This window comes from Dactylosporangium sp. NPDC006015, from assembly GCF_040614215.1.
Classification (GTDB): Bacteria; Actinomycetota; Actinomycetes; order Mycobacteriales; family Micromonosporaceae; genus Dactylosporangium; species Dactylosporangium maewongense.
The window spans coordinates 54900-68806 of sequence record NZ_JBEXUD010000050.1; the positions used below are offsets into that span (position 1 = coordinate 54900).

General features: G+C 75.6%; 5 protein-coding genes. 4 read left to right on the forward strand and 1 reads right to left on the reverse strand.

The genetic code is table 11. From position 1 onward, the window contains the following. Positions 1–236 precede the first annotated feature (236 nt). The 4 genes from ABZ321_RS48635 to ABZ321_RS48650 all read left to right on the forward strand — a co-directional run bounded on the left by ABZ321_RS48635 (position 237) and on the right by ABZ321_RS48650 (position 13624). The gene (locus tag ABZ321_RS48635; RefSeq protein ID WP_354903202.1) at positions 237–6821 is read left to right on the forward strand and encodes an amino acid adenylation domain-containing protein; all 6585 of its coding nucleotides are present in this window, start codon (positions 237–239) and stop codon (positions 6819–6821) included. After that, positions 6818–11578, forward strand: coding sequence for an amino acid adenylation domain-containing protein (locus ABZ321_RS48640; RefSeq protein WP_354903203.1), 4761 nt, complete (start codon positions 6818–6820; stop codon positions 11576–11578). Before ABZ321_RS48635 ends, ABZ321_RS48640 begins: the two co-directional genes overlap by 4 nt. A 106-nt stretch (positions 11579–11684) precedes the next feature. Further along, positions 11685–13388 (forward strand): carbamoyltransferase N-terminal domain-containing protein, encoded by a 1704-nt coding sequence (locus ABZ321_RS48645; RefSeq protein WP_354903204.1) that lies wholly within the window; start codon positions 11685–11687, stop codon positions 13386–13388. Further along, positions 13385–13624: a hypothetical protein gene (locus tag ABZ321_RS48650; RefSeq protein ID WP_344506642.1), complete on the forward strand. Its 240-nt coding sequence runs from the start codon at positions 13385–13387 to the stop codon at positions 13622–13624. The genes ABZ321_RS48645 and ABZ321_RS48650 overlap by 4 nt, the downstream gene beginning before the upstream one ends. Positions 13625–13694: 70 nt before the next feature. Here the strand turns inward: ABZ321_RS48650 and ABZ321_RS48655 are convergent, their stop codons facing one another. Beyond that, positions 13695–13895 (reverse strand): MbtH family NRPS accessory protein, encoded by a 201-nt coding sequence (locus tag ABZ321_RS48655; RefSeq protein ID WP_344506640.1) that lies wholly within the window; start codon positions 13893–13895, stop codon positions 13695–13697. Between the last annotated feature and the right edge of the window lie 12 nt (positions 13896–13907).

Here is a 13907-nt window from a genome sequence, read left to right on the forward strand (position 1 = left end):
GTGGCCGACGATACCGGCGCGGCGCGGCGGGCGGGCTAGCGATTCGCCCAGTGTTGCCGCCGGCGACTTGAGCGGGGTCGGCGCCTGGGGTCTGATGACGGCATCGCGACCCGCCGGGCCAGGGTGACGCTCCGGCGGGCCGCGAGGTGCCAGGCCGGTCACCTGCCACGGGCGGTGGCCGGCCGAGCCAATCGCCCCTCCGCCGCGGAGGCCACCCACGGAGAGGTCCGGACACTGTGGACGATCGCCAGCCGCAGACGGCGCAGACCGACCCGGTCCTGCGGATGCTCGAGGTCCACTCGCGGGTGATGAGCCAGGCCCACGCCCTGCTCACCGGCGCCTACCCGGTGCCCGCTCCCACCCTTGTACCGCCTGCGCCCGCCCTTGTACCGCCGTTGCCCCAGCCCGCGCCTGTACCGGTGCCGGCACCGCCTGTGCCCGTGCCGGCCGGTGGGCCGTATGCGCTCAGCGCGGCGCAGCGGGACATCTGGTTCCTCGACCAGATGGGCGCGGACCACTCGCGTGCCTACAACGAGTCCGTGATGATCGTGATGCGCGGCCCGCTGGACGTGGCCGCGCTGCGCCGCGCGCTCGCCGACGTCGTCGCCCGCCACGACAGCCTCCGCACGGTCTTCGCCACCGACGGCGGCAGCCAGCGCGCCCTGCCGCCGTCCGCCACCGACCTGCCGCTGGTCGACCTCACCGCCGACCCGCAGGGCATCGACGCGTGGCTGCACGAGCGGGCCGGCGACGCCTACGACCTCGCCGCGGGCCCCCTGCTCAGGGCGCACCTGCTGCGGCTCGCCCCGCAGCTGCACCACCTGCACCTCGCCGTGCACCACAGCGTCATCGACGGCTGGTCCTTCGGCGTGCTCATCGACGAGCTGCTCGCCCTGTACCGCGACGGCGCCGGCGCCGCCCTGCCCCCGGCCCCCAGGTTCCGTGACTACGTCGAGCACCTGGAGCACCGCCCGGCCGACACCGCGTACTGGGACGAGCGGTTCGCCGGCGGGTTCCCGGTGCTGCGGCTGCCGTCCGACCGGTCCCGCACCGCGAGGACCGCCCGCGCCGGCGGCCGCGTCGAGCACACCGTGTCCGCGGAGGTGTCGCAGCTCGTCGCGACGGTCGGGCCGAAGCTCGGCTGCACCCCGTTCACCGTGCTCTTCGCCGCCTACGCCGGGCTGCTGCACCAGCTCAGCGGCCAGGACGCGCTCGTCGTCGGGGTGCCGCTGGCGCAGCGGGACCTGCCCGGCGGCACCCACCTCGTCGGCAACTGCAGCACCGTCCTGCCCGTGCTCAGCCGGGTGCCGCTGGACGGCACCGTGCAGGCGCACCTGCGGGCCGTGCAGCGGGCCCTCGCCGAGGACTACCAGCACCCGGGCTTCTCCGTGCAGGCCGTCCGCGACCGTCTGCCGGTCACCCTCGCGCCGGGGGAGCGGATCTTCGGCTCGTTCTTCAACCTGGACCGGCCGCTGCGGATCCCGACGGTGCCGGGCCTGGACCTGGCGCTGCTGCGCACCACCCGACGGTTCGCCAAGGCGGACTTCGAGGTCGACATCCTCGCGATGCCCCGCTCGTACATCATCACCTGCGAATACGACGCGGAACTGTTCGACGAGGGGACGGTCCGCGACCACCTGCGGCGCTACGAGGACCTCCTCCGGGACCTGCTGCGGAACCCCGCGGCGCCGGTCCGCCCGCTGCTGATCCCCTGCGACAACGCCGCGCCCGCCGCCGAACCGGAGACGCTGCCAGGGCTGTTCGAGGCGCAGGCCCGGCGGACGCCGGACGCCATGGCGCTGATGTCCGGCGACGAGGTCCTCACCTACGCCGAGCTCGACGCCCGCGCCGACCGGCTCGCCCGGCTGCTGCGCGACCTCGGCGCCGGCCCCGAACGCGTCGTCGCGCTCGCCGTGCCCCGCTCGACCGACCTCGTCGTCGGCGCGCTCGCCACCGGCAAGGCCGGTGCCGCGTTCCTGCCGGTGGACACCGAGCACGCCGCGGACCGGGTCGCCGCGCTGCTGGACGACGCCCGGCCGGTCGTGGTCCTGACCGTCGCCGCGGCCGCCGGCGTCGTGCCGTCCGCCCCCGGCCGGCATGTGGTCGTGCTCGACGACCCGGCGGTCCGGGCCGGCCTCGACGCCGGCGCCGGACGCGTCGACGAGGCGGAACGCGGCCTGCTGCCGGCGCACCCCGCCTACGTCATCTACACGTCGGGGTCCACCGGCCGGCCCAAGGGCGTCGTCGTGCCGCACGCCGGGATCGTCAACACCCTGCGGTGGTGGCAGGGCGAGCAGCCGCTCGACGGCCGCGACCGCACCATGCTGAAGACCCCGCTGACCTTCGACCCGTCGGTGCACGAGCTGTTCTGGCCGCTGTCGGTCGGCGCCGTCCTCGTCGTCGCCGCCGCCGACGGGCACCACGACCCGCGGTACCTGGTGTCGCTGATCCAGCGGGCCGGGGTCACCTCCGTCCAGTTCGTGCCCAGCACCCTGCGGGAGTTCCTCGACGAGCTCGGCGCCGGGGCCTGCGCGACGCTGCGGCACGTGCTGTGCGGCGGCGAGACCCTGCCGATCGGCCTCGTGCGGCGGTACTTCACGGTGCTGGACGCGCCGCTGTACAACCTGTACGGGCCGACGGAGTCGTCGATCGAGTCGACGTTCTGGCCGTGCCGCCCCGACCCGGGCACCGCGACCGCCCCCATCGGCCGGCCGGTCACCGGCGCGCGCCTGTACGTCCTGGACCGCGACCTGCGCGACGTCGGCCCCGGCGCGGTGGGGGAGCTGTACATCGCCGGTGCCGGGCTCGGGCGTGGCTACCTGAACCGGCCCGACCTGACCGCCGCCGCGTTCGGGCCCGACCCGTTCGGCCCGCCCGGCACCCGCATGTACCGCACCGGCGACCTGGTGCGCCGCGACGCCGCCGGCGACCTCGAGTTCATCGGCCGCGCCGACTCGCAGGTGAAGGTCCGCGGCGTCCGGGTCGAGCTCGGCGAGGTCGAGGCGGCGCTGCGGACGCTGCCGGAGGTCACCGACGCGGCCGTGCTCATCCGCACCGTCGGCCCCGAGGACGGTGGGGACCGGCAGCTGGTCGCCTACCTCGCCGCCGACCCGGCCGTCGCCGAGGACCCCGCGGCGCTGCTGCGGCGGCTCAGCGCACTGCTGCCCCCGGCGATGCTGCCGGCCCGGTTCGTCGCGCTGCCCGGCCTGCCGCAGCTCACCAGCGGCAAGACCGACCGGCAGGCGCTCGCCGCCATGCCGCTGGAGGCGGGTGCCCGCAAGGCCGGCCGCGCTGCCGGTACACCGGCGGAACAGCGGATCCTGAGCCTGTGGAGCGAACTGTTCGGCCGCGACGACATCGGCGTGGACGACGACTTCTTCGCCCTCGGCGGCCACTCGCTGCTCGCCACGCGGCTCGTCGGCCGGGTGCGGTCCGCGTTCGGGGTGGAGATGTCGGTGCGGGCGCTGTTCGAGGCCCCGACGGTCGCCGGCGTGGCGCGCACGGTCTCGGGCGTGGCGCACACCGCCGGCACTGACGTCTCGGACCGGCCGGTGCCCGCGGCCGTCTCGGATCGGCCCGCGCTCGTCATGGGTGAGCGGCCCGCCGCGGTGCCGCTGTCCTACGGGCAGCAGCGGCTGTGGTTCCTGCACCGGCTGTTCGGCGCCAGCTCGACCTATAACATGGCCATGTCGCTGCGGCTCACCGGCCCGCTCGACGTCGCCGCGCTGCACCGCGCGTTCGGCGACCTCATGGCCCGCCACGAGACGCTGCGCACGACCGTCGAGGACGCCGACGGCGGCGCCCGGCAGCGGATCGCGCCGCCCGGCACGCACCCGGCCGAGGTGACCGTCGTCCCCGTCGCACCCGACGGCATCGCCGCCGCGGTCGCGGCCGCCGGCGAGTACGCCTTCGACCTCGCCGCCGAGGCACCGATCAGGGTGTGGGTGTTCGCGGCCGCCGCCGACGAGCACGTCGTCACCGTGGTCGTGCACCACGTCGCCGGCGACGCCTGGTCGATGGAGCCCCTGGCCCGGGACCTCGCCGTCGCGTACGCGGCCCGCCGCGACGGACGCGAACCCGGCTGGGCGCCGCTGCCAGTGCAGTACGCCGACTTCGCCGTGTGGCAGCGCCGCCTGCTCGACAGCGAGGCACCACGACAGCTCGCGTTCTGGCGCAAGGCCCTCGCCGGGCTGCCCGGCGAGCTGACCCTGCCCGCGGACCGCCCCCGCCCGCCGGAGCCCAGCTACGACGGCGCCGTCGTCACGTTCGACGTCCCGGCCGCCCTGCACGCCCGCCTGGAGACGCTCGCCCGGGCCGGCGACGCCAGCATGTTCATGCTGCTGCAGGCGGCGCTCGCGGCGCTGCTCACCCGGCTCGGCGCCGGCACCGACATCCCCGTCGGCAGCCCCGTCGCCGGGCGGATGGACCCGGCCCTCGACGACCTCGTCGGGTTCTTCGTCAACACCCTGGTGCTGCGCACCGACACCTCCGGCGACCCCACGTTCACGGAGCTGCTCGGCCGCGTCCGCGACTGGAACCTGGCCGCCTACGGCAACCAGGACCTGCCCTTCGAGCAGCTCGTCGAGGCGCTGAACCCGCCCCGGGTCGCGGCCCGGCACCCGCTGTTCCAGGTGATGATGTCGCTGGAGAACACCACGCCGGTCGACATCACCCTCGACGGGCTGACCCTGCGCGAGGAGCCGCACCCGTCGACGACCGCGAAGTTCGACCTCACCTTCTCGATGCGGGAGCGCGGCCCGTCCGCCGGCATCGAGGGCGAGCTGGAGTACAGCACCGACCTCTACGACGAGCGGACCGCCCGGCTGCTGGTCGAACGGTTCCAGGGCGTGCTCGCCGCCGTCGCCGCCGACCCCGCGCTGCGGGTCGCCGACGTGCCCGTGCTCGCCGCGAACGAGGCTTCGCTGCTGCTGGCCGCCGGCCGCGGCGCCAGGGCCGGCGCCGACCGCGCCGGATCCGTGCTGGCAGCCATCGCGGAGCAGGTGCGGCGGGTGCCCGACGCGCCGGCGGTCACCGACGGCGCCGCGACCCTGAGCTACGCGCAGCTGTGGGAGCGCGCCGGCCGGGTCGCCGCGGCGGTCCGGGCCGCCGGCGCCGGGCCCGACAGCGTCGTGGCCGTGCTGCTGGACCGGTCCGCCGACACGGTCGCCGCCGTGCTCGGCGTGTGGCGGGCCGGCGCCGCGTTCACGGCCCTCGACGTCGACTGGCCCGCGACGCGACGGGCCGACGTCGTCGACGCCGCAGCGCCCGTCGCCGTGCTGACGTCCCGGGCCCGGCTCGCCGACGTCCCGCCGACCGCGGCGACCCTGCTCTGCCTCGACGACGCCGCCGACTGGTCCACAGTGGACGCCGCTGCCACGGTACCGGTCGACGCCCTCGCCTACGTGCTGTTCACCTCGGGCTCCTCCGGCCGGCCGAAGGGCGTCATGGTGCACCACCGCGGCCTGCGGGCCGTGTTCGACGGCTGGGTGGCGGCCTACCGGCTGCCGGAGCGGGTCACGTCGGTGCTGCAGATGGCGGCGTTCGGGTTCGACGTGTTCGCCGGCGACCTCGTGCGGGCCCTCGGCACCGGCGCGCGGCTGGTGCTGTGCCCGCGCGAGACCCTGCTCGACCCGCCGGCGCTGCTGTCGCTGATCCGCCGCGAGCGCATCGACTTCGCCGAGTTCGTGCCCGCGGTCGCCCGGGCGCTCGCCGCGCACGCCGAGGCCGTCGGCGCCCGCCTCGACGGGCTGCGCCTCATGGTGGTCGGCTCCGACACCGTCTACCGCAACGAGCTCGCCGCGATGCGCGACCTGCTCGGCCCCGCCGCCGACGTCGTCAACTCCTACGGCCTCACCGAGGCGACCATCGACTCCACCTGGATGACGGTCGACGCCGCCGGGACCGGCGACCACCGCGCGCTCATCGGCGCCCCCTACCCCAACGCCACGGTGGTCGTGCTGGACGAGCGGCAGCGGCTCGTGCCGCCGGGCGTCCCCGGCGAGCTGCACGTCGGCGGCGATGCCGTCGCCCGCGGCTACCTCGGCGCCGCCGGACTCACCGCCGACCGGTTCGTGCCCGACCCGTTCGAGCCCGGGCAGCGGCTGTACCGCACCGGCGACGTCGTGCGGTGGCGGCAGGTCGGCGACGGGCCCGTCCTGGAGTACCTCGGCCGCGCCGACAACCAGGTCAAGCTCCGCGGCTACCGGATCGAGACCGGTGAGGTCGCCGCCGCCGTCCGCGAGGTCGCCGGCGTCGACGCGGTGGCCGTCCTGGCCCGCCCGGGCCCCGGCGGCGGGGACCGGCTCGTGGTGTACCTGGCCTCCGGTCACACGCCCGCCGACGCGCCGGTGGCGCACTGGCACGCCGCGCTCGGCCGGCGGCTGCCGCGGTACATGGTCCCCGACGGCTTCGTCGTGCTGCCCCGGCTTCCGCTGAGCGCCAACGGCAAGGTCGACGAGCAGGCGCTGCGGGCCCGGCCCGACGACGAGATCACCGTCGCCGCCGGCCCGTACGCCCCGCCGCGGACCCCGCTCGAGCAGCAGCTCGCCGACGTGTGGGCCGAGGTCCTCGGCGTCGAGCGGGTCGGCGCCGACGACGACTTCTTCGCCCTCGGCGGCCACTCGCTGCTGGCGATGCGGCTGGTGGCCCGCACCACCGAGAAGCTCGGCCTCGACCTGCCGCTCGCCACGCTCTTCCGCCACCCGACGGTCGCCGCCCTCGCCGGCGAGCTGGCCGCCCCGTCGGCGCCGGTGTCGGCGTTCGCGACCGCCGGGATCACCCCCGTGGCGCGCCACCGGTTCGCCGACGGCCCCCGCCCGTGACCGCGACGGTCCCGGCGGCCGGCGCCGGTGCGGCCTTCGCGTGCCGGGCGTCGCTCGCGCAGGACCGCATCTGGTTCTTCGAGCAGTTCGTGCCGGGGACCGCGACGTACAACCTGGGCGGCGCGGTCGACATCGACGGCACGCTGCACGTCGGTCACCTCACCGAGGCGCTGCGCGTCTGCGTGCGGCGGCACGAGGCGCTGCGGACCTGTTTCGAGGGCACCGACGACGGCGCGCGGCAGATCGTCCACGAGACCGCCGAACCCGACCTGCGCCACGCCGACCTCACCGGCCTCGACCCCGCCGCCGCCGACGCCGAGGCGGACCGGATCGTCGCCGCCGAGGTCGCCCGGCCGTTCGACCTCGAACGGCTGCCGCTCGCGCGGTTCGTGCTGCTGCGGCTAGGCCCCCGCCGGCACGTGCTGACGCTCACCTTCCACCACATCGTCACCGACGACTGGTCGCTGGGCATCTTCACCCGGGAGCTCGGCACCGTGTACACCGCGCTCAGCGCGACCGTCCCGCACCGGCTGCCGGCGCTGCCCCTGCAGTACGCCGACTACGCCGCCTGGCAACGGGAGCTCGTCGAGCAGGGCGCCGTGCGGGAGCAGCTGCGGTACTGGCACGAGCGGCTCGACGGGGCGGCCACCCTCGCCCTGCCCACCGACCGGCGCCGCCCCGCGGAGGAGTCCCACCGCGGCGCCGGGGTCCGCCTGGAGCTCGACCCGGCCCTCGCCGACCGGCTGCGGGGGCTGAGCCGCGGCGAGGGCGTCACCCTGTTCATGACGCTGCTCGCCGGCTTCACCGTCATGCTCGGCCGCTGGGCCGGGCAGACCGACGTCGTCGTCGGCACCCCGATCGCCAACCGGCCCCGCCGGGAGCTGCACGACATCGTCGGCCTGTTCGTCAACATGCTCGCCCTGCGCACCGACCTCGGCGGCGCGCCGACGCTGCGGGAGGTGCTGCGCCGCACCGCCGCCACGTGCACCGCCGCCTTCGAACACCAGGACGCCCCGTTCGACCACGTCGTCGCCGCCGTCGCCGGGGACCGGGCCGCCGGGCGGCACCCGCTGTTCCAGGTGCTGTTCCAGGTCCTCGAGGACGACCTGCGCGGCTTCAGCCTGCCCGGCGCGACCGTCCGCGCCCGCGACGGCGCCGGGCACACCGTGAAGTTCGACCTGTCGTGCACCGTCGTGGACACGGGCCGCACGCTCGTCGCCGAGCTGCAGTACGCCACCGACCTGTGGGACGAGCCGTCGGCGCGGCGGATGCTGGACGCCTGGGTGCGCGTCCTGCGGGCGATGGCGGCCCGCCCCGACATCGGCGCCGACGAGGTGCCGCTCATGTCGGCGGCCGAGCTCACCGATGCCATCCAGCGGTGGAACCCGCCGGGGCGCACCGCCGGGGTGACCCTCGACGCCGGGTTCGCCGAACAGGTCGCGCGGCGCCCGGACGCGGTCGCGCTCAGCGGCCCGGATCGCCAGTGGACCTACCGCGACCTCGACGCCGACTCGGACCGGGTCGCGGCGGCCCTGCACGCCGCGGGGGTCGGCGCCGACGACCGGGTCGGCCTGCACCTGGACCGGTCGCCGGAGCTCATCGTGGCGATGCTCGGCGTCCTCAAGGCCGGCGCCGGCTACCTCGTGCTCGACCCCGTCCTGCCAACTGACCGGCTGCGGCTCCTGGCCGCCGACGCCGGGATCCGCGCGGTGCTGGGCGCGCCCCTCTCGGAAGACGTCCCGCTGGTGACGCCGTCCGGTCCGTCGTCCGATACAGCGTCTGGTCCGTCGGCCGCCGCGCCGTGGCGGTCCCGCGGCGCCGGGCATCCGGACGGTCTCGCGAACGTCGTCCACACCTCGGGGTCGACCGGCGAGCCGAAGGGCGTCGCCGTCACCCACCGCGGGATCGTCAACCTGGTGACCGGCGACCACGCCCCCGTCACCGCCGGCGACGTGGTGCTGCTGACCGCGAACCCGTCGTTCGACACCACCACGTTCATGGTGTGGGCGGCGCTGCTCAACGGCGCCCACCTCGCCGTCGTCCCCGCCGGCCGCCCCCTGGACGCCGGCACCCTCCGGGCCGCGATCGTCGAGCACCGGGCGAGCGTGGTCCGGCTGACCCCGGCGCTGTTCCACCTGGTCGCCGACGCCGACCCGGCCGCGTTCGACGGCGTCAGGTGCCTGGTCGTCGGCGGCGACGTGCCCGACCCGGCCCGCATCCGCCGGGTGCTCGCCGCCGGTCCGCCGGGGTCGCTGGTCAACGCCTACGGACCCACCGAGATCACGGTCACCGCCACCGCACACGTCGTCGGCCTCGATCTCGCCCGGCTCGACCTCGATGGCGACGTGCCGATGGGGCTGCCCGTCGCGGGGGCCACCGCGTACGTCGTGGACCGGCACCTGCGGCCAGTCCCCGTCGGCGTCGTCGGGGAGCTGCTTGTCGGCGGCGCGGGCGTCGCCAGGGGATACCTCGGCCGGCCCGACGCCACCGCCGACCGGTTCGTGCCCGACCCGTTCGGCGCCGAACCGGGCGGCAGGCTGTACCGCACGGGCGACCTCGTGCGCCGCCGCGCCGACGGCCGGCTGGTCTTCGTCGGCCGCGCCGACCGGCAGGTGAAGCTGCGCGGCCACCGGGTCGAGCCGGGCGAGATCGAGGCCGCGCTGCGCCGCCTCGACGGGGTCGCCGAGTGCGCGGTCAGCCTCGTCGAGGTCGCCGGCGACCGGCGGCTCGTCGCCCACGTCGCCGGCTCCGCCGGACTGGACGGTGCCACGCTCCGGGAGGCGCTCGCCGGGCAGCTGCCGCCTTTCCTGGTGCCCGCGCACATCATGGTGCTCGACCGGCTGCCGCTGACCCGTACCGGCAAGCTCGACCGCGCCGCCCTGACCGTCGTCGCACCGGCCGGCGCCCTGGCCGGCTCCCCGGGGCGGCCACCCCGCGACGATCGCGAGCGGACCCTGCTCGGCATCTGGACCGAGCTGCTCGGCGTCGCCGGCCTCGGCATCGACGACGACTTCTTCGCCAACGGCGGTCACTCGCTGCTCGCCGCCACCGCCGCCGCCGCGGTCCGGCGCGCGCTCGACGTCGAGCTGAGCCTGCGGGAGCTGTTCCAGCACCCGACCGTCGCCGCCCTCGCCGCGCTCCTCGACGGGCGGCCGAACACTACCGTCGACACGCTGCCACAGGACGCCACCACCCGGCCGCCGCACGAGCGCGCCGAGCTGCGCCTGCGGGCCTGGCGGCGCGGCATCGCCGACCTCGGCGCCCCGCCCGCCGACCCGGCTCCCGCGTCCGGCAGCCAGCGGGCGATGCTGTTCCTGGACCGTTTGGCCCCGAACGGCACCGCGTACCTGACGACCGCGCACACCCGCCTCACCGGCCCCCTCGACGTGGCGCGGCTGCACGCCGCGCTCACCGCGGTGGTACACCGCCACGAGGTGCTGCGGACCGTCCTGCGACTGCACGACGGCCACCCCGTCCAGATCGTCCTACCGCCGGGTCCGGTGCCGCTGCCGGTGCACGACCTGACCGCCCTCGACCCCGCCGCCGCCGAGGCGGAGCTGCACCGGCTCGCCGCCGCAGAGGACCCGTTCGACCTCGCCGCAGGTCCCCTCGTGCGGGCCCGCCTGGTCCGGCTCGGCGACGACGACGCGGCGCTGCTGCTGACGTTTCACCACGCCGTCGTCGACGGCTGGTCCATCGGCGTGTTCGCGGCCGAGGTCGCCGAGCACTACCGGACCGGCGCCGCCCCGCCACCGCCGGTGCCGCAGCACGGCGAGTACGCCCGCTGGCAGCACGAGTGGCTGGAGGGACCCGCCGCCCGGGAGAGCCTCGCCCACTGGCGGCGGGAGCTCGCCGGCGTGCCGGACGCCCCGCTGCCCTACGACCGTCCGGCCCCCGCCCCGCTACCGCTGCGCGCCGGCACGCACCGGTTCACCATCCCCGCCGGGTGCCTCGACAACCACGACGCGACCCCGTTCATGGTGCTGGCGGCGGCGCTGCACGTGCTGCTCGCCGGCTGGACCGGCCGCACCGGCGTGTGCTTCGGCACGCAGGTCGCCAACCGGCCGCACGACGAGGTCCGGGACCTCATCGGCTTCCTCGCCAACGTCGTCGTGCTCCGCGGCGACGTCACGCCGGACGAGACGTTCACGAGCCTCCTGGCGCGCACCGTTTCGCGGTCCCTGCAGGCGTACGAGCACCAGCAGGTGCCCTTCGACGCGGTCGTGCGCCACCTCGCCCCGGACCGGCCCCCGGGCGGCAACCCGCTCTTCCGGGTCGCGATGACGCTGCACAACACCCCGCCGCCGGTGCGGGAGGCGGGCCCGCTGCGCCTGGACCCGTTCGACGCCGGCGCGCCGGCGCAGGCCCGGCACGAGCTGGAGGTCGACATCCGCGCCGACGGCGGCGGGCTGCGCTGCGACGTCACCTACGCCGCGGACCTGTTCACGCCGGACAGCATCGAACGGCTCGCCGGCACGTACCAGCGGATCCTGCGAACCGTCGCGGCCGACGCCACCGTGCAGGTCCGGGACCTCCTGCCCGCCGATCCCGTCCGCGAGACCGTCCGGCAGGTCGTCGCCGAGGTCCTCGGCCGCCCGGTGGACGAGACCGCGGACTTCTTCGCCCTCGGCGGCGACTCGCTCGGCGCGGTGCGGGTCCTCGACCTGATCCGCGTCCGCTGCGGCGCCGATGTGCCGCTCGCCGCCTGGCTCACCGGCGGGCCGGCGAGCGTGCTGCGCCTGGCGCGGCTGGCTTAGCAATTTCCCAAGCTCAAAGCCGGTCCAATGGTCAGGGTCGGCGGTGCCGCACGCCAGGCGCACCACCCAACGACACGCACCGAGCGGCACGGCACAGGAGGCCTACGTGATCACAGCCGGGCTCAAATTCACGCAGAGCGGCGGCATCGCCCTGATCGACGGCGACCGTCTCGAGTTCAACATCGAGATGCAGAAGCTGGACAACAACTCCCGGTACAGCAACTTCGACGACCTGCAGCTGGTGCCGCGCATCCTGGCGGACCACGGCTACCAGGTGTCCGATGTGGACCACTGGGTCGTCGACGGCTGGGACGGTGCCCGCAACGGCCACATCAAGGTGCAGACGATCGCCGGCGCCGTCGACCTGACCGTCGCGCCCTACCGGGAGACGCCCGCCGTGCCCGACCCGGGCCGCCCCGCCCACCGCGGCGAGCTGAACATCGACGGCACCGTCCGGCCGTTCACCAGCTTCGTGCACGTCGCCAGCCACCTGTCCGTCGCCTACAGCACCAGCCCGTTCGCGGTCCGGCAGGAGCCGTCGATGGTGCTCGTCTGGGACGGCGGCTGCTTCCCGCGTCTGTACTGTGTGGACGGACGCGGCCGGATCGAGCCCGGCGGTGAGGTCTTCCCGCTGATCGGTCACACGTACTCGATGGCGTCGCAGCACTGGGGCCCGTACGCGCGGCGGGACAAGTCCCGCAACGTCGACGACCTGTCGGTGGCCGGCAAGCTGATGGCGTACATCGCCTACGGCAAGCCGAGCGACGCGGTGAAGGGCGTCCTCGCCGAGCGGTTCCACGAGCACTTCGAGGCCGACACCGACCGGGTCCGCAAGTACCGCGCGGCCATCATCGGCTGCGGCAGCAACGGCGAGCCGTCGCACGGCTACGTCCACGCGTTCCTCGACGACGTCGCCGCCGACGTCGCCCGGCTCGGCGTCAGCGACGACGACGTGCTCGCCACCGTCCACGAGTTCCTCGAGGAACTGCTGATGGACCGGGTCACCGCGAAGATCCGGGCGTGGAAGGGCGACGAGCCCTGGAACCTCTGCTTCGCCGGCGGCTGCGCGCTGAACATCAAGTGGAACAGCGCGCTGCGCGGGCACCCGATGATCAAGGCCATGTGGGTGCCGCCGTTCCCGGACGACTCGGGCTCGGCGATCGGGACCGCCTGCGCGCACCTCGGCGTCACCGGCGGCCTGCGCGCCATCGACTGGCACGTGCGCTCCGGCCCGCGCCTGCAGCCGACGCCGCAGATCCCGGCCGGCTGGTCCGCCGCCCCGTGCACCCCGGCGGAGCTCGGCCGGCTGCTGCACACCACCGGCGAGCCGGTCGTGGTGCTCAACGGCCGGGCCGAGCTCGGGCCGCGGGCCCTCGGCGGCCGCAGCATCCTCGCCGCCCCCGTCGAGGCGGCGATGAAGGACCGGCTCAACGACATCAAGCGGCGCGAGCCGTTCCGCCCGGTGGCCCCGATCTGCCTGGAGGAGCACGCCCCGGAGATCTTCTCGCCGGGCACCCCCGACCCGTACATGCTGTTCGAGCACGACGTGCGCCCGGCGTGGGTCGAGCGCATCCCGGCAGTGCTGCACCTGGACGGCACCGCCCGGCTGCAGACCGTGAGCCCGGCGCAGGACCCCGACCTGACCGAGATCCTCCGGGCGTACCACGAGGCCAGCGGCGTCCCCGTGCTGTGCAACACGAGCGCGAACTTCAACGGCAGCGGCTTCTTCCCCGACGCCGCCACCGCGATCGGCTGGGACAAGGTCGACCTGGTGTGGGAAGAGGGCACGCTCTACCGGCGAGCCACGTGACCGCGCCGTCCACACTGCCGCCGGCCCCGCTGCCGTCGCTGGACGACGCCGCGCTGCGGCACGTCACGCAGCTGCTGGACGAGCTGCGGGGGACCGTCCAGGTCGCCCGGTGCACCGGCACCGCCGGGCGGGTCGACCGGATCGAGGACGCCCTCGCCCAGGCGCGGGCCGTGTCCGCGACGCTGCGCACCGCTTTGATCAGCGCCCGGGATCAGTCCGCAACCCCCTCGGACTGACCCCACCGGCGCACAGCAACGGGCCGGCACCCCGACTCCTCCCGTCGGTGGTGCCGGCCCGTTGGCCGTTCTACTGCGCGGCGCGGGCCGCGACGGACTCGCGCAGGCTGCGCGGCCGCAGGTCGGTCCACACCTCGCCGATGCGGGCGAGGCAGGCGGCGCGGGTGCCGACGGTGCCCTCGTCCCGCCACCCGGGCGGGTTCGTCATGTCCGACGGCATGATTGAGTACTGCTCCTCGTCGTTGCGCACCACGCGGAAGGCGTCGTTCATGGGAGGTTCCTC